At 64.7% G+C, this 25,578-nt stretch carries 21 protein-coding genes and 1 pseudogene; 2 read left to right on the top strand and 20 right to left on the bottom strand.

Going from position 1 to position 25,578, the window contains the following annotated elements; translation table 11 throughout:
- From EB836_RS16825 to EB836_RS16790, 8 genes and pseudogenes are all read right to left on the bottom strand, one after another.
- Positions 1 to 226 (bottom strand): annotated as a pseudogene (locus EB836_RS16825) (ISL3 family transposase); the annotation flags it as partial.
- A gap of 57 nt (positions 227 to 283) precedes the next feature.
- The gene (locus EB836_RS16820; protein ID WP_240690110.1) at positions 284 to 739 is read right to left on the bottom strand and encodes a cation:proton antiporter; all 456 of its coding nucleotides are present in this window, start codon (positions 737 to 739) and stop codon (positions 284 to 286) included.
- 619 nt (positions 740 to 1,358) lie between these two features.
- A complete protein-coding gene (locus tag EB836_RS16815) occupies positions 1,359 to 2,054 on the bottom strand; it encodes a response regulator transcription factor (RefSeq protein WP_135542456.1) in 696 nt (231 codons plus the stop codon).
- Positions 2,051 to 3,214: a histidine kinase gene (locus tag EB836_RS16810; RefSeq protein WP_167854501.1), complete on the bottom strand. Its 1,164-nt coding sequence runs from the start codon at positions 3,212 to 3,214 to the stop codon at positions 2,051 to 2,053. The genes EB836_RS16815 and EB836_RS16810 overlap by 4 nt, the downstream gene beginning before the upstream one ends.
- 64 nt (positions 3,215 to 3,278) lie before the next feature.
- Complete coding sequence (locus EB836_RS16805) at positions 3,279 to 4,712, bottom strand: replication-associated recombination protein A (protein ID WP_135542453.1); 1,434 nt, start codon at positions 4,710 to 4,712, stop codon at positions 3,279 to 3,281.
- A complete protein-coding gene (gene aspS, locus EB836_RS16800) occupies positions 4,712 to 6,496 on the bottom strand; it encodes an aspartate--tRNA ligase (protein WP_135542451.1) in 1,785 nt (594 codons plus the stop codon). Before aspS ends, EB836_RS16805 begins: the two co-directional genes overlap by 1 nt.
- 58 nt (positions 6,497 to 6,554) lie before the next feature.
- Positions 6,555 to 7,889 carry a histidine--tRNA ligase gene (hisS, locus tag EB836_RS16795; RefSeq protein ID WP_135542449.1) on the bottom strand — a complete coding sequence of 445 codons (1,335 nt, stop codon included), beginning with the start codon at positions 7,887 to 7,889 and terminating at the stop codon, positions 6,555 to 6,557.
- Positions 7,890 to 8,021: 132 nt separating this feature from the next.
- Complete coding sequence (locus tag EB836_RS16790; RefSeq protein WP_135542448.1) at positions 8,022 to 8,666, bottom strand: MBL fold metallo-hydrolase; 645 nt, start codon at positions 8,664 to 8,666, stop codon at positions 8,022 to 8,024.
- Positions 8,667 to 8,785: 119 nt separating this feature from the next.
- Between EB836_RS16790 and EB836_RS16785 the strand changes: the two genes are divergently transcribed.
- Both EB836_RS16785 and EB836_RS16780 read left to right on the top strand, forming a co-directional pair.
- Entirely contained in the window at positions 8,786 to 10,138 is a 1,353-nt protein-coding gene (locus EB836_RS16785) for a DUF349 domain-containing protein (protein WP_135542446.1), read from the top strand.
- A gap of 142 nt (positions 10,139 to 10,280) precedes the next feature.
- Positions 10,281 to 10,835: a hypothetical protein gene (locus tag EB836_RS16780; RefSeq protein WP_135542444.1), complete on the top strand. Its 555-nt coding sequence runs from the start codon at positions 10,281 to 10,283 to the stop codon at positions 10,833 to 10,835.
- Here EB836_RS16780 and EB836_RS16775 read toward each other — a convergent pair.
- The 12 genes from EB836_RS16775 to thrS form a co-directional block, all read right to left on the bottom strand.
- The gene (locus tag EB836_RS16775; RefSeq protein WP_135542442.1) at positions 10,814 to 13,111 is read right to left on the bottom strand and encodes a bifunctional (p)ppGpp synthetase/guanosine-3',5'-bis(diphosphate) 3'-pyrophosphohydrolase; all 2,298 of its coding nucleotides are present in this window, start codon (positions 13,109 to 13,111) and stop codon (positions 10,814 to 10,816) included. The two genes, EB836_RS16780 and EB836_RS16775, sit on opposite strands and share 22 nt — an antisense overlap.
- Positions 13,112 to 13,130: 19 nt before the next feature.
- Entirely contained in the window at positions 13,131 to 14,147 is a 1,017-nt protein-coding gene (gene secF, locus EB836_RS16770; protein WP_135542440.1) for a protein translocase subunit SecF, read from the bottom strand.
- Positions 14,144 to 16,300 carry a protein translocase subunit SecD gene (gene secD, locus EB836_RS16765; RefSeq protein ID WP_240690108.1) on the bottom strand — a complete coding sequence of 719 codons (2,157 nt, stop codon included), beginning with the start codon at positions 16,298 to 16,300 and terminating at the stop codon, positions 14,144 to 14,146. The genes secF and secD overlap by 4 nt, the downstream gene beginning before the upstream one ends.
- A 38-nt stretch (positions 16,301 to 16,338) precedes the next feature.
- A complete protein-coding gene (locus EB836_RS16760) occupies positions 16,339 to 16,875 on the bottom strand; it encodes a preprotein translocase subunit YajC (protein WP_240690106.1) in 537 nt (178 codons plus the stop codon).
- Between the two features lie 81 nt (positions 16,876 to 16,956).
- Positions 16,957 to 18,000, bottom strand: coding sequence for a Holliday junction branch migration DNA helicase RuvB (gene ruvB / locus EB836_RS16755; RefSeq protein ID WP_135542462.1), 1,044 nt, complete (start codon positions 17,998 to 18,000; stop codon positions 16,957 to 16,959).
- A 50-nt stretch (positions 18,001 to 18,050) separates the two neighbouring features.
- The gene (ruvA, locus tag EB836_RS16750) at positions 18,051 to 18,647 is read right to left on the bottom strand and encodes a Holliday junction branch migration protein RuvA (protein ID WP_135542439.1); all 597 of its coding nucleotides are present in this window, start codon (positions 18,645 to 18,647) and stop codon (positions 18,051 to 18,053) included.
- Between the two features lie 108 nt (positions 18,648 to 18,755).
- Positions 18,756 to 19,352, bottom strand: a complete 597-nt coding sequence (gene ruvC, locus EB836_RS16745; protein WP_135542437.1) for a crossover junction endodeoxyribonuclease RuvC — start codon at positions 19,350 to 19,352, stop codon at positions 18,756 to 18,758.
- Positions 19,352 to 20,104, bottom strand: coding sequence for a YebC/PmpR family DNA-binding transcriptional regulator (locus EB836_RS16740; protein ID WP_135542435.1), 753 nt, complete (start codon positions 20,102 to 20,104; stop codon positions 19,352 to 19,354). Before EB836_RS16740 ends, ruvC begins: the two co-directional genes overlap by 1 nt.
- Before the next feature lie 107 nt (positions 20,105 to 20,211).
- The gene (locus EB836_RS16735) at positions 20,212 to 20,691 is read right to left on the bottom strand and encodes an NUDIX domain-containing protein (protein WP_135542433.1); all 480 of its coding nucleotides are present in this window, start codon (positions 20,689 to 20,691) and stop codon (positions 20,212 to 20,214) included.
- A gap of 130 nt (positions 20,692 to 20,821) precedes the next feature.
- On the bottom strand, positions 20,822 to 22,768 hold the full coding sequence (locus EB836_RS16730; RefSeq protein WP_135542431.1) for a S9 family peptidase: 1,947 nt from the start codon (positions 22,766 to 22,768) through the stop codon (positions 20,822 to 20,824).
- Positions 22,765 to 23,370: an HIT domain-containing protein gene (locus EB836_RS16725; RefSeq protein ID WP_135542430.1), complete on the bottom strand. Its 606-nt coding sequence runs from the start codon at positions 23,368 to 23,370 to the stop codon at positions 22,765 to 22,767. The genes EB836_RS16730 and EB836_RS16725 overlap by 4 nt, the downstream gene beginning before the upstream one ends.
- Positions 23,367 to 25,373, bottom strand: coding sequence for a threonine--tRNA ligase (thrS, locus tag EB836_RS16720; RefSeq protein WP_135542428.1), 2,007 nt, complete (start codon positions 25,371 to 25,373; stop codon positions 23,367 to 23,369). Before thrS ends, EB836_RS16725 begins: the two co-directional genes overlap by 4 nt.
- Positions 25,374 to 25,578 lie beyond the last annotated feature (205 nt).

Below are 25,578 nucleotides of genomic sequence, written 5' to 3'. Positions count from 1 at the left end.
GCGTGGTTGGTCGGTGGCCGAAAGGTTCGTGGGCCAGCTGGCGGACGACGGTATCGCGAACGATCCCGTGACCACCACATCGTCGGCACCAGTCATCAGCAGTGTTTGGACGGCATTCCAGAATGGCCTTGTGCCCGGTGATGTGTTGGCCGGTGCAGGTCAGATCGAGGTCATTGAGTCGGCAGAAGGTCGTGAGGTCAGGCGTCGAGAAAGTAGGCTTGGCCATGTCGAGGTCTTTCGGATGGACGGTGTAGGAACTTCCATCATCGGAAGACCTCGACGCCTATCTGAGCAGCGACTCGCCGTGTCTGAAAATCCCTGACCCACACTCTCGATTACGAAGAGCCACTTTGACCACGAGCACCGTGGAGGAGAACGAGAGGGCGAAGCCGAGCAGCGCCAAGGTGCCCAGTCCCCCGCCGACGCTGACGATGCCGATGGCTGCGGCAGCTCCGATCGTCCCGGCACCGAGGAGGACCACCGTGATCATGTGCAACGCAGCGGTGCCGTGGGCTTCGGGTTGGAGCAGGGAGCGCAGATCGAATTTCAGTCCGATCGTGAACAGCAGCAGGACGACTCCGATGTCCGATACCTGCTGCAGTCCCGCGAAGGCGGTGAAGCCGAAGACGTGCAGGAGGAATCCGGCCGCGAGGAATCCGACGAGCGGCGGAATGCGCAGCTCATGGGCGATGAGTCCCAGCGCAAGCGCGGCGGCGATCGTGATGACGATATCTGCCACGTCGCGCCTCCTCAGTCTCGGACCACGCCGATTGCCCAGCAACTCGCAGTCAGTTTCCAAACTATCGTGCCAGAGGCCCAAAGTGGTAGGGCTAGGTTTCGACCAAGGAAGATCCACCGTGGAAGGTCAACTCTTGACTCCAAGCGGCATGTCTACGACCGATTCGTTCGGTTCAGCTAGAACGACGGACTTGACCCTGCACACCTGCGAACGGATTCGGTACGAGTTCAACGGATCCCACTCCTGCGGGGTCGGACTGCTCAGCAACACGAACGCGGGGTCGACTGCGCCTGACCCGGCAGTACAGACACTTGCTTGGTCGCCGGATCTTCGATCCTCCCGAGTGGTGCGGCCGAACGGTGCGAGGGTCCGATCGCCGCGAGACGGGGAAGAGATCGGATTCCGTCCTCTCCACCTCGAGCACAGGTACAGCTTCGGCCAGGATCTTAGATGCGGGACCTGTCAGGATGCCCCTCTTTCTGCCAGCGGGTGAGAATCGGTGCAGGGGTGACCGATGTTTCGCAGGAGGTTGCCCACAGCGTGGAGATGTCGATTGCAGAATTCGATGAGCTGAACGCCTGCGGTGAGATGACCGATCCCGGTCGTGTCATCGGAAACCTCATCGCCGCGAAGAGAGTCGTGCTTCCGCCGATCGGTCAGATCCTGATTCCGCGGCCGCGAAACCGGATTCGAAAGCACGAATGACAGCCTGCGTGCGGTCCCGTACGTTGAGTTTGAGCAGGACACTGCTGACTTGAGACTTCACGGTGTCCACAGTGACGTGAAGACGTTCCGCGATCTCCGCATTGTTAAGACCGGCAGCCACTTGTTTAAGAACAACCTGTTCACGCGGTGTGAGCTCCGCCTCGATTTCACCCGAACTTCGCTTCGGCGGTGAGCCGTGGTCAGCAACGATCCTGGCAAGCGAATCAGGAAACACGACGCTCTCTCCTGCGGACGCTATGGAGATCGCATCCGCGATTCTGGCGATCGGCCACCGTTTGAGGAGGAAACCCCGGGCGCCGAGAGCCATCGCCTGGTAGACGTAGTCATCCGAGTCGAATGTGGTGAGCACAAGGATCGTGCCTGAAAACGACCTGTCATCGGTCAGTTCCTTCGTTGCGCTCAGTCCATCTCTTCCGGGCATTCGGACGTCCATGAGAACAACGTCAGGGCGAAGTTGTCGCGCTGCGGTGACCGCTGTCTCGCCGTCTTCAGCTTCGCCGACGATTCGAAGGTGCGGAAATTGGCTCAGGGCCCCAGAGAGACCTGACCGAATGAGAGGCTCGTCGTCGACGATCAGCAGATCGATCATGCAGGGACTTCCTCAAGGTGAGGAAGTCTTACGTCCAGCACAAACCACCCCGCAACGACGTGAGCCGAAGATGATCCGCCGAGCAGAAGCGCGCGAGCCTCGATACCTTGCAATCCCTTGCCGACACCACTATCGGTTCCTCCATCTACCGGGTTCTCAGCGACGATTCGAAGCCCATCGGCGCTGTTCTCTATTCTTAGGCGAAGTTCATGCGGACGCGCGTACCGCATAGCGTTGGTCAGTGCCTCCTGGACGATTCGGTAGAGAACAGGCAGACGGTCCTCGGCGACGTCGAGATTGAGCGGTATCGCCGCATCGACGACGAGACCGGCATTGCGGACCTCATCGATCAGATCACCGATGCTGCGCAGATCCTTCACCTGAGTGCTGCTGCGAGGCGCTCCAGTGCGGAGGACCCTCAGGACATCGTCAAGGTCTGCCTGAGCTCGCTGACACACAGACAGAACGGTTGACAATGCATCCTTTGCGTCTCCTGCGTCGACATCGATTCTGGCGCGGCCGCGCTCGGCCTGCAGACTCGCAATCGTCAATGCGTGACCAACTGAGTCATGGATGTCGCGGGCTAACTCATTCTGAATCGCCAGTCTCTTGCGATCGGCTTCGCTCTCTGCGAGTTTGTCCTCGAGACTCCTGCCGAGGACCCGTGAAGCCAGAAAAGCACATCCGATGAAGAAAACGACGGAATAGGATATGGCACCGGCGAAGACGACGAACAGAAGCACTCGAAATGGAGAGTCGAGAACTGTCCCCATGAGCAGTTCGACAGCCGTTGAAGTCGCCCATTTCCCAGAGAATGCGTCTTTGAGTCGCCATGAGAGCTCTCCGATAGCCACAGGAATTAGGCACACCGCTATCACCGTGGACGTCCCAGCAAGGAGGTGAAGGCCCGCAAAGATCGCGCTGTTTCGGTAGGCACCGTCTTCATCAACATCGGTGCCTAGCAGCTCAGATGCCAGCGATTTCTCGCCTCTGTGAATCACCGGCAGGAAGCACAGGGCCACACTGGCAATCAGCCCGACGACGCCGATTACGGTCAACACGGGATCGTCCACGAAGAAGTATGTAAAGACCACGAATAGCACTGGCAAGCCTGCTATGGCGGCCGGAATGACGAAGAGAATCCTCTGGAGAAGAGTCATAAAGCGATTCATGGTCCAATCTTCTCCTCGCAGGGCTTCTCGGGCATCCCACCCGAGAGTGAAATCATCCGCGTCCGAGAATCGCTCTGAGGTTCTCGAGCCTCTCAGCCATGCTGCGTTCCATTCCGTTGCCCGTCGGAGAGTAGTAGCGCTTGCCACGCAGGGGCTCGGGCAGGTACTCCTGGTCTGCGACTCCGTGGGGATAGTCGTGGGAGTACTTGTAGCCCTCGCCGTGGCCGAGTTCCTTGGCTCCTGGGTAGTGGGCATCGCGCAGGTGCGTGGGCACCTGGCCGGCCAGACCGTTCTTGACATCGGCGATGGCGGCATCCAGTGCCCGGTAGCTGGCGTTCGATTTCGGGGCCATGGCCAGGTAGGTGACCGCCTCGGCCAGCGGGATCCTGCCTTCGGGCATGCCGATGTTCTGCACTGCCGTCGAGGCGGCCACCGCGATGGGCAGCGCCTGCGGGTCGGCCATGCCGATGTCCTCGGCCGCGGAGATGACGACGCGGCGGGCGATGAAACGCGGGTCCTCGCCGGCGACGATCATCCGCGCGAGGTAGTGCAGGGCAGCGTCGACATCGGAGCCGCGGATCGATTTGATGAATGCCGAGACCACGTCGTAGTGCTGGTCGCCGTTCCTGTCGTAGCGCAGCACGGTCTCGCTGCTGGCTTCGGCGCAGGCGGACTCGGTGATGAGGATCGGCGCCTCTGCCGCGTCCATGGCGGAATCCGCGGCTGGCCCACGCTCACCTTGAGCGGCGGCGATTCCGGCCGCAGCTTCGAGCACGGTCAGTGACCTGCGCGCATCGGCTCCGGCGATGCGGACGATGAACGTCCGCGCCTCCTCGGCGAGTTCGAACTGTCCGGCCAGTCCCCGGTCCGATTCGACTGCACGGTCGAGCAGCCTGCCCACCGCCTCATCGTCGAGCGGACGCAGAGTCAGCAGCAGGGACCGGGACAGCAGCGGCGAGATGACGGAGAACGAGGGGTTCTCCGTGGTGGCGGCGACGAGGACGACCAGTCGGTTCTCCACCGCCGGCAGCAGTGCGTCCTGCTGTGCCTTGGAGAAGCGGTGGATCTCGTCGAGGAAGAGCACCGTGGTGCGCTGGTACATCTCCCGTTCGCGGCGGGCGTTCTCGATCACCTGGCGCACGTCCTTGACTCCGGCCGTGATCGCCGACAGCTCGACGAACGTCCGTCCGGGTGCGTGGGAGATGACATGGGCCAGGGTCGTCTTCCCGACTCCTGGTGGCCCCCACAGGATCACCGAGGAGGCCCCCGCCCGGTCTCCCCCGCTGGCTTCGACGAGCTGGTTGAGCGGGGATCCGGGGAACGTCAGGTGCTCCTGACCGACGACTTCTTCGAGAGTCCGCGGACGCATCCGCACGGCCAGAGGGTCGAGGGCACGAGCCTGGGAGGCACCGGAGGAACCGGCGAAGCCCGGACCAGGGGCGTCCTGGTCCGGGCCGTCGGAGAACAGATTCGGTTCTTGGCTCATCAGCCCTCGGTGTCGTCGTCTTCCGGTTCGTAGTCGACGCCGGCCTCGGCACGCTGCTCGTCGGTGATCGGAGCCGGAGCCTGAGTGAGCGGATCGAATCCACCGCCGGACTTCGGGAAGGCGATGACCTCACGGATCGAATCGACTCCGGCCAACAGGGACACGATGCGGTCCCAGCCGAAGGCGATGCCGCCGTGCGGGGGCGCACCGAACTTGAACGCTTCGAGGAGGAACCCGAACTTCTCCTGCGCCTCCTCCTCGGAGATGCCCATGATCGTGAATACGCGCTCCTGCACATCCTTGCGGTGGATGCGGATGGAGCCGCCGCCGATCTCGTTGCCGTTGCACACGATGTCGTAGGCATAGGCCAGAGCGGCACCCGGATCCGATTCGAGGCTGTCGAGGAACTCGGGCTTCGGGGCGGTGAATGCGTGGTGGACTGCCGTCCACTGCCCCCCGCCGACAGCGACGTCTCCGGCTGCCTGAGCATCGGCGGCCGATTCGAACAGCGGGGCGTCGACAACCCACACGAAGGCCCAGTCGCCGTCCTTGATCAGCCCGGTGCGTGAAGCGATCTCATTGCGCGCGGCGCCGAGCAGGGCGCGGGAGGAGTTCGGCTCGCCGGCGGCGAAGAAGATCGCGTCGCCCGGTTCGGCGCCCGCGGCGGAGACGAGACCGGCTTTCTCCTCCTCGGAGATGTTCTTCGCCACGGGACCGGTCAGGGTTCCGTCTTCGGCCACGAGGACATAGGCCAGACCCTTGGCACCGCGCTGCTTGGCCCAGTCCTGCCAGCCGTCGAGCTGACGGCGCGGCAGTGATCCGCCTCCGGGGTAGACCACGGAGCCGACATAGTCGGACTGGAAGACGCGGAACGGGGTGTCGGCGAAGAACTCCGTGAGGTTGTGCAGTTCGAGACCGAAACGCAGATCCGGTTTGTCCGAACCGTACTTCTCCATCGCTTCGTGGTAGGTGATGTGCGGGATCGGCGTGGTGATGTCGTAGCCGATGAGCTTCCACAGCGCGGTGAGGATCTCTTCGGCCAACGCGATGATGTCCTCCTGCTCGACGAAGGAGGCTTCGATGTCGAGCTGGGTGAACTCGGGCTGCCGGTCGGCGCGGAAGTCCTCGTCGCGGTAGCAGCGGGCGATCTGGTAGTAGCGTTCCATGCCGGCGACCTGGAGCAGCTGTTTGAACAGCTGCGGCGACTGTGGCAGGGCGTACCAGGAGCCGGGTTTGAGGCGAGCCGGAACGAGGAAGTCGCGGGCGCCTTCCGGGGTCGACTTCGTCAGCGTCGGGGTCTCGACCTCGACGAAGCTGTGCGCGTCGAGCACCGACCGGGCAGCCTTGTTGACATCGGAGCGCAGGCGGATCGTCTTCGCCGGACCGGAGCGGCGCAGATCGAGGTAGCGATAGCGCAGACGCGTCTCTTCGCCGACGGCACCGGAGTCCTCGGCATGATCGGAGACCTGGAACGGCAGCGCCGCAGCCTCGGAGAGCACTTCGACGGTGGTGTCGATGACCTCGATCTCGCCGGTGGGCAGATTCGGGTTCGTGTTGCCCTCGGGGCGGATCGAGACGGTGCCGGTGGCCTTGACGACGGTTTCGTTGCGCAGCTGGTGGGCGTCATCCTCGCGGACGACGACCTGCACGATTCCCGAAGCGTCACGCAGATCGATGAAGGCGACACCTCCGTGATCGCGACGACGGTCGACCCACCCGGTGAGGGTGACGGTTTCTCCTGCGTTCGCGGCTCGCAGGCTTCCGGCTTCGTGGCTTCGCAGCACCTAAGGCTCCTTTGTGATGATGTGGTCTGGCGCGTGAACAATGATAGTCGTTTGCGGGTCAGGCCCTGTACACCCGCGGCCACAGGTCGTCGGCGCTGGGAGCCCAGGCAGCGGGATCGGCCGAGACCTGTTCGCCGGTGCGGATGTCCTTGACCTCGTGGCCGGACTCTCCATCGGTGAACCAGACGAAGGGGATGCCACGACGTTCGGCGTAGCGGATCTGCTTGCCGAACTTCGCCGCGTTCGGTGAGACCTCGCACGGGATGTCGCGGGCTCGCAGCGCGCTGGCCACGGCATCGGCTTCACCCCGCTTGGCATCATCGGTGACCGCGACGACGACCGCCGAGGGGGTGCCGCGGGTGGCGCGGACGTCCGATTCTTCGCCGAGGATGAACGCCATGAGACGAGAGACGCCGATGGACATGCCCACCCCCGGGTAGGTCTTCTTCCCCACGCTCACGAGCGAATCGTAGCGGCCGCCGGAGGACACGGAGCCGAGCTCTTCGTGCCCGATGAGCTGCGTCTCGTACACGGCACCGGTGTAGTAGTCGAGGCCGCGGGCGATCTTGAGTTGGGCGATGACGACTCCGGGAGCCCGTTCCGCCGCTGCTGTCAGCAGCGTCGTCAGAGACTCGAGGCCGGCATCGAGCAGCGGGTGTTCGACGCCGAGTGCGCGGACCTCTGCGGCGAAGTCCGGGGAGTCGGATTCGATCGCAGCGAGCCGCAGGCACAGCTGCTGCTGTTCCTCATCCGCTCCGGCTTCGACGGCGAGCAGCTTCGCCACTTCCTCGGGCCCGATCTTGTCGTACTTGTCCAGGCAGCGCAGAACGGCTTGGATGTTCGTCAGTCCGATGCCGCGGGCGAAGCCTTCGAGCAGCCGCCGGTCGTTGACGACGATCCTGACGCCGGGCACGCCCAGTGGTGCGAGTCGGGAGAAGGCATCGGCGACGGCCAACGGGATCTCGATCTCGAAGTGGCCGGGCAGTTCGCCGTCGGCGATGACGTCGATATCGGCTTGGATGAATTCCCTGTAGCGGCCGGCCTGGGGGCGTTCGCCGCGCCAGACGGGCTGGATGCGCGCGGCTTTGAACGGGAAGCTCAGTTCGTTCGCGTTGTCCGCGATGTACCGGGCCAGGGGCACCGTGAGATCGAAGTGGAGACCGAGCGGGTTGCGTTCGGTGCCTTCGGAGTGCAGGCGGGAGACGGCGAAGATCTCCTTGTCGATCTCTCCGTCCTTGGCCAGTTGGCTGATCGGTTCGACCGCCCGGTGGCTCAGCGCGGAGAACCCGTGCAGGGCGAAGGTGTGTTCGAGGGTGTCGATGATGGTCTTCTCGATCACGCGTTCGGCCGGAAGTCGTTCCGGGAATCCGGACAGACGGGCTGACTTCGCCATGGTGCTCCTTGCTTTCGGTTCGGTGCTGAGTGTCGGTGTATCGGTGCTGAGTGTCGCTGCTCAGCGGTTCTGCGGTCGATATGAACAGGTGCGGAGGACGCCTCTGCCGGTGCGGGTTCGGTCCCCGCGGTGTCAGAAGAACGGGTTCGAGGCCAATTCGCGTCCGACTGTCGAGGACGGGCCGTGTCCAGGATAGATCGGCACGTCGGGCAGTGTCGCGAAGGCCTTGAGCGATTCCCGCATCGCCTGCGCGTCTCCCCCGGGCAGATCGACTCGGCCGATGGCTCCGGCGAAGACGACGTCTCCGGTGAAGATGATCTCCTCGTCTCCGTCGGTGACGCGCAGCAGCATCGATCCTTCCGTGTGTCCGGGTGCGGCCAGGGCCGTGACCGTCAGACCAGCGAATTCGAAGCTCTCGGCGTCGGCGACGTCGATGACCTCCGGTGCGTGCCAGTCTTGGACGAGAGGAGCGAGCATCGCCGCGAACTGCGGGTTGAGTGTCGATGCAGGATCGTCCAAACGGTATCGGTCGGCGTCGCCGAGGTGGACGGGAACATCCCACCGGGCGAGCACATTCCTCAGGCCGAGGATATGGTCCGGGTGCCCGTGGGTGAGGAAGATCGCTCGCGGTTCGAGTCCCTCCTTGACCAGGAGGCGGTCGAGTCCGGGGGCGCAGTCGTAGCCGGAGTCGATGAGAATGCAGTCGCTGCCGCCGGCGGCACGCACGGCGTAGCAGTTGACATCGAGGAATTCGGCACGGGTTGAGAACACATCCATGTGCAAAGTCTATCTACCGGCACGCTGATGGTTATGCTGGGATAACGTCTATCCCGTAATCGAGTGATCGGCGGGTGGAAAGCCCCGCCGGTTCGACCGATGGAAACAAGGTGAGAACCATGTCGACCCCGACACCGAAGCCGACCCCCCGTCCGTCGTCCCTGCCTCGCCCGCAGGCCGCGCAGGTGGTCGGTGCCAACCACATCGACCACGACGCCGAGGTGGCTCGCGCGGTGACACATGGTCGTGCCGATGCCGAGGGCAATGTGTTCGTCACCACCTCTGACGGCGAGCGTCCCGTCGGCCAGTACCCGGACGCCACACCCGAAGAGGCACTCGAGTACTTCGCGAAGAAGTACGTCGAACTCGCCGAAAGCGCCGTGCTGCTGCGCAACCGCCTTTCGGCCGGGGCCCCCGGCCGGGAGATCGTATCCGCGGCGAAGTCCCTGCAGGAGACGCTGCCCGAAGCCAATGTCGTCGGTGATCTCAAGGGTCTCAGCGCGACTCTCGACACACTCGTCTCCGATGCCGAAGCCACGGAGTCGAAGCAGGCGGCACGCGCCCAGGCGGCGAAGCTGCAGGCCGCGGAGGACCGTGAGGAGCTCGTCGCCGAGGCCGAGGCCCTCGCCAAACAGGACCCCGCGAAGATCCAGTGGAAGCAGTCGGGGGCGCGGCTGCGGGAGCTGTTCGCGCAGTGGAAGGACATGCAGCGCAGCGGTCCGCGTCTGCCGCGTGCCGTCGACCAGGAACTGTGGGGACGATTCTCGCAGGCCCGGAACACCTTCGAACACAAGCGCAAGGAGTTCTTCGCCGAACTCGACAAACTCAATGCCGAGGGCAAGCGGATCAAGGAGAAGATCGTCACCGAGGCGGAGTCGCTGTCCGCGTCGACCGATTTCCGCACAGTCTCCCAGAGGTACAAAGAACTCATGAGCCAGTGGAAGGCGGCTCCACGGGCTTCGCGCAAGGACGACGATGCCCTGTGGGCACGTTTCCGTGCAGCACAGGATGTGTTCTTCTCCGCTCGAGATGCCGAGAACGCCGCGCTCGACGAGGAGTTCAAGGGCAACCTCGTCGTCAAGGAGGAGCTGCTGAAGAAGGCACAGGCGCTGCTGCCGATCACGGACCCGGTGGCGGCGAAGAAGCAGCTGCGGAGCATCCAGGACGAATGGGAAGAGGCCGGGAAGGTTCCCCGCGCGGATATCTCACGGATGGAGAACGGCCTGCGTGAGGTCGAACGTGCCCTCGCCGAAGCCGAAGAGGCCGCGTGGCAGCGCAGCAACCCGGAGACGAAGGCGCGCACTTCGGGGGCTCTGAGCCAGCTGGATGAGTCGATCGTCGAACTCGAGAAGAAGCTCGAGGACGCGAAGTCCGGCGGCGACGACAAGGCCGTCGCCGAGGCTCTCGAAGCCCTCGAGGCCCGGCGCGCGTGGCGGGACAAGCTCGCGCAGACGGCGGCCGAACTCGACTGAGACCGCGACCCTCAACTGCTCCGGCCTGGCCCGGGCCGGCCGCTGAGTGACTGTCCACAGGCACAGGTGGTCGAGTCGGTGACTGTCCACAGGCCCGGCGGCGGGTCTTGTCAGCGCCTCCGTACCCGACGATAGTCGGAGTATGGAGGCGTTGTTTCATCTGCGTGACTACGGGTACGAGCAGCTCACGGAGCTCACGCTCGACGGTCTGCTCATCCGGCTCACCGAATCGACGTGGGTGCGCAAGGGGGCGATCCTCTCCCCCGCCGACAGGATGGCGGCGCTGCACTCGGCGATCCCTCCCGGGCTTGCCCTCTCCCATGACAGCGCCTGGTGGGTCCACCGGGGGCTCGGGAGGGCTCCGTCATTGCTCAGCTTCATCACCGTGCCGCGGCGACGCTGGGTCGCCGATGACGGTGTCGACGTCCACGAGATCGCGATCGCCGATGACGAATGGCTGCGCATCGACGGTCTGCCGATCACAACGGAGGAGCGGACCCTCTACGATCTGCTCTTCCCGCACTTCCGGCACCCCGGTAACGAGGCGGCACACAGTCTGCGCGGCATCCTCGATGAGGTCCCGGACGGTCTGGCCCGCAGATTCCGCGAGTATCTCTCCGCTGTCACTCGCCGACCGTTCGTCGCCCAGATGCGGCAGGCGCTCGACCGGCGGACTCAGCCGCCGGAGATGCGGTAGACGTCGAAGACGCCCTCGACCTTCCGCACGGCGGAGAGCACGGTGTCCAAGTGGCTCGCGTCGCTCATCTCGAACACGAACTTCGACTGCGCCACCCGTGCCCGGGAGGTGCCCACGGAGGCCGAGAGGATGTTCACATGCGTTTCGGTGAGCACCTTCGTGATGTCGGAGAGCAGACCCGAGCGGTCAAGCGCTTCGACTTGGATCTGCACGAGGTAGATGCCGCTGGTCTTCTCACCCCAGGCGACCTCGACCATCCGTTCGGGCTCCCGTTTCAGAGAAGCGACGTTCGGACAGTCGACACGATGGACAGAGACACCCGAACCGCGGGTGACGAAGCCGAGGATCTCATCCCCGGGCACCGGAGTGCAGCAGCGGGCGAGCTTGACGAGCACATCGTCGACGCCCTTGACCGTCACTCCTTCGGACGATGAGTGATGACCCGACGACTGGCCGGTGCGGTTGCGCGGCTCCGGCGGCAGCACCACCTCTTCGTCATCGTCGCCGACTTCCTTCGCCAGCAGGTCGACGACGTGCTGGGCCGAGGACACCCCGTTTCCGATCGCGGCATAGAGGGCGCTGACATCGGGCAGACGCATCTCCGTGGCCACGACCTGCAGGGCTTCCTGGCTCATCAGTGAGGCGGCGGAGATCGAATGGCGGCGCATCGCGCGGGCCAGCTGTTCGCGCCCGTTCTCGATCGCCTCTTCGCGGCGTTCCTTTGAGAACCATTGGCGGATCTTGCTGCGGGCCCGCGGGCTCTTGACGAAGCCGAGCCAATCGCGGCTGGGCCCGGCGTTCTCGTCCTTCGAAGTGAAGACCTCGACGGAGTCGCCGTTCTTCAGCTCGGTGTCGAGTGCGACGAGGCGGCCGTTGACGCGGGCTCCCATGGTCTTGTGTCCGACCTCGGTGTGCACGGCATAGGCGAAGTCGATCGGGGTGGCACCGGCCGGCAGGCTCATCACATCGCCCTTGGGCGTGAAGACGTAGACCTCCTTCGAGTTCACCTCGTAGCGGAGGCTGTCGAGGAACTCGTCGGGGTCGCTGACTTCCCGCTGCCAGTCGAGCAGCTGACGCAGCCAGGCCGCGTCATCGACCGCTCCGGCGTCGGAGACCTTGACCGACCGGGCGGTGTTCGACGTCGCGGCCTTCGACGACTTGTTCAGATCCTTGTACTTCCAGTGCGCGGCGACGCCGAATTCCGCCCGACGGTCCATCTCGTAGGTGCGGATCTGGATTTCGACGGGCTTGCCGCCCGGGCCGATCACCGTTGTGTGCAGGCTCTGGTACATGTTGTACTTCGGCATCGCGATGTAGTCCTTGAACCGCCCGGGAACAGGGTTCCAGCGGGCGTGGACGATGCCGAGAGTCGCATAGCATTCGCGCACGGACTCGACGAGCACACGGACTCCGACGAGATCGTAGATGTCGGCGAACTCATGTCCGCGGACGACCATCTTCTGGTAGATCGAATAGTAGTGCTTCGGCCGTCCGGTGATCGCCGATTCGATCCCGGCCTCTTTGAGCTCGCCCTGCAGCTCGTCAGAGACCGTGGCCAGGTACTTCTCGCGTTCGGGGGCACGATCGGCCACGAGGCGGACGACTTCGTCGTAGACCTTCGGGTGAAGGACCTGGAAGGAGAGGTCCTCGAGTTCCCATTTGATCGTGTTCATGCCCAGCCGGTGCGCCAGCGGAGCATAGATGTCCAGTGTTTCTCGGGCCTTCTTCGTACTCGACGAAGCCGGGACGAAACGCCAGGTGCGCGCGTTGTGCAGACGGTCGGCGAGCTTGATCACGAGCACGCGGATGTCCTTGGCCATCGCCACGATCATCTTGCGCACGGTTTCGGACTGAGCCGCTTGGCCGTAGGTGAGCTTGTCGAGCTTCGTCACCCCGTCGACCATGGCCGCGACCTCGGACCCGAATTCCTCGGTGAGCTCCTCAAGCGAGTACGAGGTGTCTTCAACGGTGTCGTGCAGCAGCGCGGCGGCGAGCGTGACCGGCAGCATGCCGATCTCGGCGAGGATCGTGCCCACGGCGATCGGGTGGGTGATGTAGGCGTCACCGGACTTCCGGGTCTGCCCGCGGTGAGCCTCCTCGGCGACCTTGTAGGCGCGTACGACGAGGTCGATGTCCGCTTTCGGATGGTTCGACTGCAGGGCCCTGATCATCGGGCCGAGCACTCGGGGGTAGCCAGGGTTGTTCTGTGCCCTGGCCGCCCACCAGGCTAAGCGGGAGATGCCTCGCGGACGGCGCGATTCAGCGGACGAAGCCACAACATCTCCTCTCTCGGGGTCAGACTTCGGCGTGAATCACCGGTGGGACGTCTGCTTCCCCGTTCTTCAAGCGTAGTTCACGCACGGCCTGCTCCTGCGCTTTGACCGCCGGTTCGTTCGACCGGAGCAGGGCGTAGAGCGGGCTCGCGACGAACAGCGTCGAAGCGGCTGCCACTATAGTACCGATGAACAGGGACAGCGAGATATCGACCAGCGTTCCGGCACCGAGGAGGAACACGCCGAGGAACAGGATCGATGCGATCGGCAGCACCGAGACCATCGAGGTGTTGATCGAACGCACCGTCGTCTGATTGACACCGAGGTTGACGAGTTCGGAGAACTTCAGGTTGCGTTTGTCCCCGAACCTGGCGGTGTTCTCGCGGATCTTGTCGAAGACCACGACCGTGTCATACAGCGAGAAGCTCAAGACGGTGAGGAAGCCGATGATCGCTTCGGGCGTGACTTCGAAGCCGGTGGCCGAGTAGATGCCCATCGTCACGATCATCACGGCGAAGAGACCGACGATGGCCGCGATCGACATCTTCCAGGTCCGGAAGTACAGGGCCATGACGATGAGCGCGATGCCCACGAAGATCACGAGCGCCCGGATCATCTTCGAGGTCACGTCCTTGCCCCATTCGGGGCCGACGAAGGTCGAGGTGACCTCCTCGGGCTTGATGTCGTAGCCGGCCACGAGGGCGTCGCGGATTTCCTGCATCTGCGCATCCGTGAGCTGGTTCGTCTCGATCTGCACCGCGGTGTCGGATGTCGGTGTCAGCCGCGGTTCGGATCCGGGAACGACGTCGCTGACGAGGCTTTCGCCCTTGCTCGCTGAAGTGTTCGTGACGTGGTCGACCTGGAACTGCGATCCGCCTTTGAAGGCGATGCCGAAGTTGAAGCCGAAGATGAGCGGCACGAGCAGAGAGAGGAGCACGAGGACCCCGGCGATGCCCAACCACAGCTTCGCCTTGCCGACGAACGGGATGGATGATTCGCCGCTGTGGAGCCGGTTGCCCCAGGCAAAGAACCGTTTCACTTGTCAGCCTCCTTGCCTTCGTCGGCCGCCGAGTCTTCGGCGGCCTCCTCTTCGGCTGCCCGACGGGCGGCCGCCTTCCGTTCGGCGATGGTTCCGCCGGCAGCGACCGCTCCGGTCTTGCGCTTCTTGCCGGCGGGCTTCTTCTCAGTCGTCCGCTCGGCCTTCGCGGCTGTCTTCGTCGTTTCGGACTCGACCGCCGCATCGCCGGCAGCCGAGTCGGCTTCCACCGCCTCGCTTCCACTGTCGAGACCGGCCTTGCGCATCCGGGCCTTCTCACGGCGCTTGGCCTCCGGGGATTTGTCCTTGTCGTCGACAGAGAGGTTGAGCGCACCGCGGTAGGCGGCGGGTTTGACTCCGAGCAGACGCGGATCCATACCGGACATCGGGTGTCCTTCACCGAAGAACTTCGTGCGTGAGAGCACCTGGAGCATCGGGTGGGTGAACAGGAAGACGATGAGCACGTCGATGATCACCGTCAGTCCCAGGGTGAACGCGAAGCCGCGCACCGAACCGACCGCGAGGATGTAGAGGATGACCGCGGCGAGCATGTTCACAGCCTTCGAGGCGTAGATCGTGCGTTTGGCACGATCCCAGCCGACTTCGACTGCCGAGAGCAGATTGCGCCCGCTGCGCAGTTCGTCTCGCACTCGTTCGAAGTAGACGATGAACGAGTCCGCCGCCATGCCGATGCCGATGATGATGCCGGCGACACCCGCCAATGAGAGGCGATAGCCGTATCTCCAGGAGGCCAGCAGCAGGAGCAGGTAGGTGAGCACGCCGGCGACGACGAGGCTCGACACCGTGACCAGGCCGAGCACACGGTACTGCAGGAGCGAGTAGATGACGACGAGGATGAGTCCGACGAGACCGGTGAGCAGACCGATCTTCAGGTAGTTCGATCCCAGAGTCGGAGAGATCTGGTCTTCGCTCTGGACCTGGAAGCTCAGCGGCAGCGAGCCGTTCTTCAGCTGGTTGGCCAGCGTCTGCGCCTCATCGAGGGTGAAGTTGCCGGAGATCTCGGCCTTGCCGTCAGTGATCACGGCGTTCGAGGTCGGCGCGGAGAGCACAAGACCATCGAGTTCGATGGCGAACTGGTTGTACGGCTGCTGTTTTCCGGTGATGTCCGAGGTGATCTGCTTGAAGATCTCGCGCCCGGTCGCGTCGAAGGAGAGGTTCACGGCGGGCTTGTTCGTCTGCACGCCGTTGGCTCCCGCTGCGTAGCCGAAGTTCGCATCCGCGAGGTGGTCACCGGAGAGTTCCACCGGACCGAGGATGTACTTGGCCTGACCGTCTTCGGAGCAGGAGACCACGGGTTTGTCCGCCGGCTCCTGTTCGCCGCCGGTGCGGTTCTTCGGATCCGAGCAGTCGAGCTCCGTGTATTCCTTGATGATGTCTTCGGACTGCCATTCGCTCGCATCCTTCTCAGGATCGAACAGCGGACGCGGAGTCGAATCGGTGACCTTCTTCGACTGATTCGACTCGCCGTCCTTCGCCGAAGTGCCGGCCGAACCGGAGGGTTCGGCGGCCTTCGACTTCGCGGCCGCCTCGGTGTCCGTCGACGAGACGCTTCCTGCCTTGGCGACTTCGCCGCCGCCTTCCGGAGCTTGGTCCTCGCCCTGAGCGTCGCCCTGGCCGTCCTTGCCGGTGAGGTCCTCGATGCGCTTGCGCTCTTCGTCGCTCAGCCCATCATCGCCGTCGGACTTCTCGCCCTTGTCGCCGCTCTGCTCCTGCTCCTTCTGGATCTGCTCCTGGGAGCGCGGGTCACCGACCAGCGCCACCCGGCGGAACACGAGCTGAGCCGACGACCGCACGAGGTTGCGTGTCTCTTCATCGGGGTTGCCCGGCAGGTTGACGATGATGTTGCGGTCGCCCTGCGTCGTGATCTCGGCTTCGGAGACCCCGGTCGAGTCCACGCGCTGGCGGATGATCGCCACGGCCTGGTCGAGCTGCTCCTTGCTGATGTCCGTGCCCTTGGACACCTGCGGTTCCAGAATGATCGACGTTCCGCCCTCGAGGTCGAGGGCGAGTTTCGGAGACGTCGTGGCGTTCGACCAGATGACACCGGCGGCGATGATGCCGGCAAGCACCAAGGTGATGATCGTCAGCCACAGGAAGCGCAAACCAGGACGTGGCTTTTCTTCGATATCGGACACGTTTCAGCTTTCGATTGGGAGCAGAGTGCGAGGACGAGTCAGTTGTTCTTGTCGGAGTCCGAATCGGAGGACTCGGCATCCGCCTCGGCGGCGTCTTCGGCCTCAGCCGAGTCCCCGGCATCGGAGTCGGAGGCCGCGGCCTCATCGTCCTCGGCGGCGACGGCATCGTCGTCAGGGGCATCCTGTTCGGCGCGCTTGCGTGCGTTCATGGCGTCGAGTTCGGCATCGGTGATCGCCGGCTTCTCGTCCTGGTCGTCGACATCGACGTCCGTCTCAGCAGCGTCGGCGACGGGAGCGTCGACGGGGGCTGCGGCGGCAGCCTCGGGGTTCTCGATCTGGCCGATGGCCTGGCGGTGGACGCGCAGAACGGTGCCGGGACCCGATTCGATGGTCACCTGGTTGCTCTCCTCGTCGATCGACAGCACGGTGCCGAAGACGCCGAAGGTCGTCATCACGGTCGCTCCGGGCACCAGACCCGTCTTGATCTGCTCCGCACGCGCCTTCTGCTTACGTCGAGAATTGAATAGGAAAAAGATCAGCAGCGCGGCAAGCGCAAGAGGGATCAACAAATCCACAGATATCAGCCTTTCATATGAATGAACCAGTGAACCAGCTTAGTTCGTCCTCACTGTCCAAGGCGAACTCATTTGCGGGGTTCAGTACTCATAGTTTGCTGGGATCTGCATTTCCAGATGCTTCCAGGCTGCCGAGGTGGCCACACGTCCGCGTGGAGTGCGGCTGATGAGCCCTTCGCGCACGAGGTACGGTTCGGACACCGTTTCGACGGTATCGGCTTCCTCTCCGACGGAGACGGCCAGTGTTCCCAGACCCACCGGTCCCCCGCCGAAGCGTTTGCACAGCACGTGGAGGACAGATCGATCGAGGCGGTCGAGCCCGAGCGTATCGACTTCGTAGACACGCAGCGCATTCACCGCGGCCTCCTCGTCGATGACGCCGCTGCCGCGCACCTGCGCCCAGTCGCGGACGCGACGCAGCAGCCGATTCGCAACGCGCGGGGTCCCACGGGAGCGGGTGGAGATCTCCTTCAGCCCGGCGAGATCCGCCTCGATGCCGAGCATCCGGGCCGAACGCTGCAGCACGGTGAGCAGATCGACGCTGGAGTAGAAGTCGAGGAGAGCGGTGAAACCGAAACGGTCACGCAGCGGCGCCGGCAGCAGTCCGGAGCGGGTCGTGGCTCCGACGAGAGTGAACTGCGGGAGGTCGAGCGGGATGGCAGTGGCTCCGGGTCCCTTGCCCACGATGACGTCGACGCGGAAGTCCTCCATCGCCACATAGAGCATCTCTTCGGCAGCGCGCGCCATCCGGTGGATCTCGTCGATGAAGAGCACTTCGCCCTCTTCGAGTGAGGACAGGATGGCCGCGAGGTCCCCGGCGTGCTGGACGGCCGGACCGGAGGTCACACGCAGGCTCGCGTTCATCTCGTGGGCGATGATCATCGCCAGTGTGGTCTTGCCGAGCCCGGGTGGGCCGGAGAGCAGCACATGGTCGGGCGCCTTCTGCCGGGCCTTCGCCGCGTCGAGGACGAGTGAGAGCTGTTCGCGCACCTGGGGCTGACCGATGAAGTCGGCCAGGCCCTTCGGCCGCAGTGCCGCCTCGGCGTCGCGTTCGGCCGTCTCGGCCTGCCCGGAGACGAGACGGTCGCGTTCGGCGCCGGTCATCGACTGATCGCCGAATTCCATCTCATAGGAGTCGACACCATCGCCGCCTGTTCCGGGTTCGAACGATCCGGTCATTTCTTCGCACCCAGCACCTTGAGCGCGGCCTTGAGGATGACGGAGGTCCCGGCCTCAGCACCGGTCTCCTCGACGACGTCGGCGACGACCTGCTCGGCCTGTGCTTCCTTCCACCCGAGTCCCACGAGGGCGTCGACGACCTGCTGGTTGCCGCCGCCGAAGGACAGGGTCGGTCCCGGGCTCGAGGCGGTGAGCTTCGGCAGCTTGTTCTCGAGTTCGAGGATGATCCGCGATGCGCCCTTCTTCCCGATGCCGGGAACCCGGGTGAGCGCGTTCGCATCCTGATTCGCGATCGCGGCGGCGAGCTCGTCGGGGCCCATAACGGACAGGATCGCCATGGCCAGGCGGGGGCCGATGCCGGAGATGGAGAGGAGGACGTCGAAGGTGTGGTTCTCGTCTTCGGTGGCGAAACCGTAGAGCGTCATCGAGTCTTCGCGCACCACGAGGCTGGTGACCAGTTCGATCTCCGCACCGTGTCGGGTGCTCGCCAGGGTGTCGGGGGTGACGTGGACCTTGCGGCCGACCCCGTAGGTGAGCACGACGAGGTGGTCAGCTGCGATCCGATGCACCGTACCGCTGAGGAAACTGATCACGGACTGCCTTTCAGGTGGGAACACGTGTACGAATCCAGGTTAGCAGTAACGCTGCTGACCGTTCGTCCCGGCACGCCAGAGACCCCGCGATGCCGTTGGTTCCGGCGACTATTTGGCCTTGCGCATGGCGTCTGCCCACTGCTGCTGGGCCTTCGTCAGCCCAGAGCCCTCCCGACCGCCGGCCTTGCGTTCGGTGAGGTCCTTGTTCTTGCCCGGAGTCGATTGCGCCGACAGCGCCCCGCGCCAGGAATGGCAGATGGCGATCGCCAGTGCATCCGCGGCGTCGGCGGGCTTCGGCGGGGAGTCGAGCCCGAGGATCCGCGTCACCATGGTGGTGACCTGCTTCTTATCGGCGCGACCGGAGCCCGTGGTCGCGGCTTTGACTTCCGAGGGCGTGTGCATGGCCACGGGCAGGCCACGGCGGGCGGCCAGTCCCATCGTCAGCCCGGACACCTGCGCTGTGCCCATGATCGTCGAGACGTCGTTGCGGGCGAAGACACGTTCGATGGCGACGACGTCCGGTCGGTAGGTGTCCAACCATTGGTCGAACGCCTCGGCGATGGATCCGAGGCGCAGGTCGACGGAGTCCGCGGACGGGGTCCGCAGCACGTCGACGGCGACCATCTTCACCTTCCGTGCGGGCAGGGTGTCGATGACACCGAGCCCGCAGCGGGTGAGTCCGGGATCAACGCCGAGGATGCGCATCAGGCGTCGAGTTCGGCGAGGACCTCATCGCTGACATCGGCGTTCGAGTACACGTTCTGCACGTCGTCGCAGTCTTCGAGCGCATCGATGAGGGTGAAGACCTTCTGTGCGGTCTCGGCATCGAGACTGACTTCGAGACCGGGCACGAAGGAGGCTTCGGCCGAGTCGTAGTCGATGCCGGCGTCGACGAGTGCCGTCCGCACAGCCACGAGGTCGGTGGCCTCGCAGATGATCTCGAACTTCTCGCCTTCGTCCTTGACCTCTTCGGCACCGGCGTCCATGGTCGCCAGGAGGATCGATTCTTCGTCGGTCTCCGCGGCGTTGACGATGATGACGCCCTTGCGGTTGAAGTTGTACGTCACCGAGCCCGGGTCGGCCATCGAACCGCCGTTGCGGGTCACGGCCACGCGGACCTCGGAGGTGGCACGGTTGCGGTTGTCGGTGAGGCATTCGATGAGGAGGGCGACTCCGCCATCGGCGTAGCCTTCGTACATGATCGTCTCGTAGTTGACGCCCGAGCCGTCGAGGCCGCCTCCGCGCTTGACCGCGCGGGTGATGTTGTCTGCGGGGACCGAGTTCTTCTTCGCCTTCTGGATGGCGTCGAAGAGCGTCGGGTTGCCGTCGGGGTCAGGTCCACCGTTGCGAGCCGCAACCTCGATGTTCTTGATCAGCTTGGCGAAGAGTTTGCCGCGCTTGGCATCGATGGCCGCTTTCTTGTGCTTAGTCGTTGCCCATTTGGAATGACCTGCCACTGGTGTTCCTTCCTGTAGTTACAGCCCCTCAAGTCTATACGCTCCTCGAGGCTCTCCGCTCTGACCGGGCCCGTCCCCGCCGCATCAGCAGTGCGGGTGGGGCCGCATCAGTCGATGACCAGCGGCACCTCGGGCACTGATCCGGTCGTCGCCAGATCGATGAGGCTGAGCAGATTCTTCGGATAGATCGTTTCGGTCGTCGCCATGAGTTCATCACGGGTCCACCACCGGAATTCCAGCAGGCTGCGCTTCTCGATGTCCGTCCACACCGCATCTTCGAGCTCGATGTCCTCTGCCGTCCGGAACGCGAAGTAGGTCTCGAGCTGACGCAGTGACTTCTCGGTGAACTTGAAGACCTCGTCACGCGTGGCCAGGGGGCCGATGAGTTCGTGCGGCTCGCATTCGATGCCGGTCTCTTCGGCGAGTTCGCGAGCCGCCGTCTGTGCGGCCGATTCGCCGAGTTCGGAGCCGCCGCCGCAGGTCATCCACCATTGGTGACTCGGGGTCAGCAGATCCTGGGCCCTGATCAGGAGAACCTCGTCGCGCTCATTGAGTAATACGACCCTTGAGGCTTTACGAGGTTTCATGGTTCTCCAGTGGTCGACGACGAGGGGACGCAGGTGTTTGCAGAATAATGATGCTGGGGGTTTTCGGCAAGAGCGCGACAGGGGTCGAGAGCACGATACCGGCACCGTGCCTTCCCGACCAACTCGACGGTCATGCCCGTCCGGCGGGGGCCGCCAGCTGTCGGTCCCACCAGTCGAGCACGGCTTCGAAGCGCTGTCGACGATGGCGTGGCTGCCCGGCACGGGAGAGCTCGTGGTTCTCCCCGGGGAAGATGAGCATCTCCGTGTCGACTCCGGCTCGCTGCAGAGCCGCATAGTACTGCTGGGCCTGTTCGAGCGGGCACCGGAAGTCGAGTTCCGAATGCATCACCAGGGTCGGGGTTCCGACCTGGTCTGCGTGGGCCAGCGGCGATTGGGCGGCGATGGCCTCGCGGCTGCGGCTCGTGTACTCCTCGGTGAAGAAGCGTCCGATGTCGGAGGTGCCGACGAAGCTGTCGGGATCGAGGTATCCGCGCTCGACGATCGCGGCGCGGAAGCGGTGGTCGGCGGCGATGGTCATGGCGGTGAGGTAGCCGCCGTAGGAGCCGCCTTGGATGCCGATCCGATTCCGGTCGAGGTTGGGTTCGGTCTCCAGGGCACAGTCGAGCACGGCGAGCACATCGGACATCGCCGGGGCCGCCATATCGCCTTGGACCGCGGTGCCCCAGCTGCGGGTGCGGCCTCCCGAGCCGCGGGGGTTCGAGTACACGACCGCGTAGCCGGCCGAGGTGAGCACTTGGGTCTCGTCGAACCAGGAGTGTGTGTATTGGGCGAAGGGTCCGCCGTGGATGTTGAGGATGACGGGGAACGGTCCCTGTCCTTCCGGCGTGGCCAACCATCCGGTGATGGAGCCGCCCTCGCCGTCGACGCGCAGGACCTGCGGGGTCACGGAGTTCGCCGGTGCCGGGTGTTCCTTGACGATGACCGCGGCCGCGGCGGAGTCGAGTTCGATCTTGCCGAGCACAGCAGGTGAGTTCGGGGTCGCCCCGGTGAACACGAGAGTCGAATCCGCGATGTCGAAGCCGTTGATGACGGTCGTGTCATCACTGAGGAAGTCGAGTTCGTCGATGCCGATCTCCTCGGCGCCAAGGTCGATGCTCACGAGCCGGGACGCCCCATCGGTGTCGATGACGGCGATGGCCGCTCCCCCGCGGATCTGCGGGCGGATGGGGGCCAGCGCCACGGTCTCCGGGTCGGTCAGGCGCCGTGTGGTTCCGGTGCGCAGCTCGTGGACGTAGAGCCCGGGCATCTGTCCGACGAAGTCGAGTTCATCGCGGGTGAGATCATTTCCCATCAGCAGAACGGAGTCCTCGTCGAGCCAGATATGCATGCTCACGCTCATCCGCGGCAGCTGCAGCGGGGTCGGCTCCTCGCCCCCGAGCAGCCACACCGTCGAACGCAGATCCGGCTGGCCTTCGTCGGGGTGGAGTGCCGAGACCACGGACATCCGGGTTCCGGATGGGCAGAACTGCGGATCGTGGACATCGGTCACCGGTGCGTTCAGAAGCGTTGAGAGCGGAACTTCCCCGGCACCGCGGATTCCGACCGTGCCCGTTCCGGGTTCGGCGAGATCGACGAGGAAGGCGCGGGCGGGTCGGTCGTTCGTGTACCCGAGGCCGTTGCTCAGATAGGCCGCGGAGGTGATCCGGCGCGGGGCCTCCTCGGCGGCGGGGATGTCCTCGTCCTGACCGTAGCGGCCGGGCTCGGCGGCGCGGGCGATGTAGAGGGCGCGGGATCCTGCATCGTCGAGGGCGAATTCGGACACGCCGAGGTGGCTGTCCGTGATCTGGTGCGCCGTCTCCAGGGTGGCGCCGACGTGGAGCTGCGGAGCCGACTTCTTCTCCGCGCTGAGGTATCCGGACCAATTCGGGCCGACCAGCGGGGACGTATCGTGCCAGGCATGCGTCAGCCGACGCGAGTCGTCTGCGGTCAGGGTGAACAGCTGGGACAGGTAGCTGTTCGATTCGAGGTCGGGTCTGCGGATCGTGATGACGGCTTCGTCGCCGCGCAGCACGGGTGAGGAGTATTCGGCCAGTGTGTCGAGGTCTTCGGGGTTCATCTGTTCCATTCTTCTGACAGCCGCGCCTGCACATCGGCGTGCACCTGCGGCAGGGCCTTCGTCTGCGCGATCACGGGCAGGAAGTTCGCATCTCCACCCCACCGCGGCACCACATGCTGGTGCAGGTGCGCGGCGATGCCGGCACCGGCGACGGGGCCCTGGTTCATTCCCAGGTTGAATCCGTGGGGGCCGGACACGGCGCGGATGACGCGCATCGCCTTCTGCGTGAACCGGGCGAGTTCGTTCGTCTCGTCGGCGGTGAGATCGGTGTAGTCGGCCACGTGCCGGTAGGGGCAGATGAGCAGGTGGCCGGGGTTGTACGGGTAGAGGTTGAGCACGGCGAACACCGTCTCGCCGCGGGCGACGATGAGCCCCTCGGCGTCGGTCTTCGACGGAGCCGAACAGAACGGACATTGGGACTCCCCCGCATCCTTCGGCTTGTCCTGACCGTCGATGTAGACCATCCGGTGCGGGGTCCACAGGCGCTGGAAGCCGTCGGGCTCACCGGGGAACCCGGCGGCGGCCTCGGGATAGGGAATCCCCTCACCGAGGCGGCCGCCGCTGTTGTCCTGCACGGTCGCGTCCTCGCGGCCTTCGCTCATACTTGGGCCTTGGTCTCGATCGCGTCGAGGATGCGGCGCACCGCCTCGGCGACGGGAACGCCGTTGTCCTGTTCACCGCTGCGGAACCGGAAGGACACGGCCGAAGCCTCGCGGTCCTCGCCGCCGGCGATGAGGGTGAAGGGCACCTTCGACTTCGAGGCATTGCGGATCTTCTTGCCGAAGCGGTCGTCGCTGTCGTCGATCTCGACTCGGACACCTGCCGCGCGCAGCTGCTCGGCCACCTCGACGAGGTAGTCGTTGAACTCCTCGGCCACGGGAATGCAGGTGACCTGGACGGGTGCCAGCCACACGGGGAAAGCGCCGGCGTAGTGCTCGGTGAGCACGCCGAGGAAGCGTTCGATGGACCCGAACTTCGCGGAGTGGATCATCACCGGCTGCTTGCGTGTGCCGTCGGCGGCGACGTACTCGAGGCCGAAGCGTTCGGGCTGGTTGAAGTCGAGCTGGACGGTCGACATCTGCCAGGTCCGCCCGATTGCGTCTCGGGCCTGCACGGAGATCTTCGGTCCGTAGAATGCGGCACCGCCGGGATCGGCGACGAGTTCGAGACCGGTCTCATCGGCGACCTCCTCGAGCACGCGGGTGGCTTCTGCCCACTGCTCGTCGGAGCCGATGAACTTCTCTGCCTTCTTCCCCTCTTCGTCACGGGTCGACAGCTCGAGGTAGAAGTCGTCGAGGCCGAAGTCACGCAGCAGGCTGAGCACGAAGTTGAGCAGGTGGCGGATCTCCTTCGCCGCGTCCTCCTGGGCGACGTAGGAGTGCGAGTCGTCCTGGGTCAGGGCACGCACACGGGTGAGACCGTGGATGACGCCGGAAGCTTCGTCGCGGTAGACGGTGCCGAACTCGAACAGCCGCAGCGGCAGATCACGGTAGGACCGACCGCGGGAGCGGTAGATGAGGTTGTGCATCGGGCAGTTCATCGCTTTGAGACGGTACGGGGTGCCGTCCTTGACGACGGCCCCGGAGTCGTCGCGGACCTCATCGACGGACATCGCCGGGAACATGTTCTCCCCGTAGTAGGGCAGGTGGCCCGAGGTGTAGTAGAGGGTCTCCTTCGAGATGTGCGGGGTGCCGACGTATTCGAAGCCTTCGGCGATGTGACGGGCGCGGACGTAGTCCTCCATCTCCCGCTTGATCACTCCGCCCTTGGGGTGGAAGACGGGCAGGCCGGAGCCGAGCTCCTCGGGGAAGGAGAACAGGTCCAGTTCGGCACCGAGTCTGCGGTGGTCGCGACGTTCGGCTTCGGCGATGCGATCTTGGTAGGCCTTGAGGTCGTCCTTCGTCGCCCAGGCGGTGCCGTAGACGCGCTGCAGGCTCGCGTTCGCCTGGTCGCCGCGCCAGTACGCGGCCGAGGACCGGGTGATGGCGAAGCCGTTGCCGATGAGTTTCGTGTTCGGCAGGTGGGGGCCGCGACACAGATCCTGCCACACCACTTCGCCCTTGCGGTCGACGTTCTCGTAGACGGTGAGCTCGGCGCCGCCGACCTCGACAGAGGAGCCGTCGTCGGAGCCCGAGCCCTTGTCGTTGATGAGTTCGAGCTTGTACGGCTCGTTCGCCATGCGCTGACGTGCTTCGTCTTCGGTGACGACGACGCGGTTGAAGGTCTGACCAGACTTCACGATCTGAGCGGCCTTCTTCTGGATGGCCTTGAGGTCCTCGGGGGTGAAGGGTTCGGCGACGTCGAAGTCGAAGTAGTAGCCGTCGGTGATGTAGGGGCCGATGCCGAGCTTGGTGCCGGGGAAGAGCTCCTGAACAGCCTGGGCGGTGACGTGCCCGGTCGAGTGGCGCAGGATATCGAGTCCTGCTTCGGAGTCGATGGTGATCGGAGCGATCCGATCACCTGGCTGCAGTTCGCGGCTGAGATCGGCGGGTTCGCCGTTCAGCCACATCGCGACGACTGTGCGGTCGGTGGAGAAGATCTCCGTTCCGGTCAGCCCCTCTTTCCAAGGAATGCTCTCGCCCGCGCAGTCGATGCTGTCTGCCACTGATTTCTCCGTTCGTCTGTGTTCGTCTGAGTCCGGCCGGGATCGTCCGGATCGAGGACTTCTCGCCCCTAGATTCTAGTACCACTTCGGCAGTGACAGATCAGTCGGGCGGCAGTCGTGTGACCGCCGCCCAGACCGAGCCTGCCGCTGCCGGCGTCGCAGCGTCGAGGTGCCGATCGGCCGCCTCGGCGCCACGAGTTCACAG

The sequence above is a fragment of the Brevibacterium sp. S111 genome (genome assembly GCF_004745075.1).
Classification (GTDB): Bacteria; Actinomycetota; Actinomycetes; order Actinomycetales; family Brevibacteriaceae; genus Brevibacterium.
Note: the sequence above shows the minus strand (reverse complement) of the source record. Positions and strands in the feature narration are given on the sequence as shown.

Bases quoted from the DNA above. Each gene is read 5' to 3' on its own strand.
- EB836_RS16815 (WP_135542456.1), bottom strand. From the start codon at position 2,054: ATGATCGATCTGCTGATCGTCGACGACGAGCCTCTCATTCGGTCAGGT.
- EB836_RS16810 (WP_167854501.1), bottom strand. From the start codon at position 3,214: ATGACTCTTCTCCAGAGGATTCTCTTCGTCATTCCGGCCGCCATAGCA.
- EB836_RS16805 (WP_135542453.1), bottom strand. From the start codon at position 4,712: ATGAGCCAAGAACCGAATCTGTTCTCCGACGGCCCGGACCAGGACGCC.
- hisS (WP_135542449.1), bottom strand. From the start codon at position 7,889: ATGGCGAAGTCAGCCCGTCTGTCCGGATTCCCGGAACGACTTCCGGCC.
- EB836_RS16790 (WP_135542448.1), bottom strand. From the start codon at position 8,666: ATGGATGTGTTCTCAACCCGTGCCGAATTCCTCGATGTCAACTGCTAC.
- EB836_RS16785 (WP_135542446.1), top strand. From the start codon at position 8,786: ATGTCGACCCCGACACCGAAGCCGACCCCCCGTCCGTCGTCCCTGCCT.
- EB836_RS16780 (WP_135542444.1), top strand. From the start codon at position 10,281: ATGGAGGCGTTGTTTCATCTGCGTGACTACGGGTACGAGCAGCTCACG.
- ruvB (WP_135542462.1), bottom strand. From the start codon at position 18,000: ATGGAATTCGGCGATCAGTCGATGACCGGCGCCGAACGCGACCGTCTC.
- ruvC (WP_135542437.1), bottom strand. From the start codon at position 19,352: ATGCGCATCCTCGGCGTTGATCCCGGACTCACCCGCTGCGGGCTCGGT.
- EB836_RS16735 (WP_135542433.1), bottom strand. From the start codon at position 20,691: ATGAAACCTCGTAAAGCCTCAAGGGTCGTATTACTCAATGAGCGCGAC.
- EB836_RS16730 (WP_135542431.1), bottom strand. From the start codon at position 22,768: ATGAACCCCGAAGACCTCGACACACTGGCCGAATACTCCTCACCCGTG.
- EB836_RS16725 (WP_135542430.1), bottom strand. From the start codon at position 23,370: ATGAGCGAAGGCCGCGAGGACGCGACCGTGCAGGACAACAGCGGCGGC.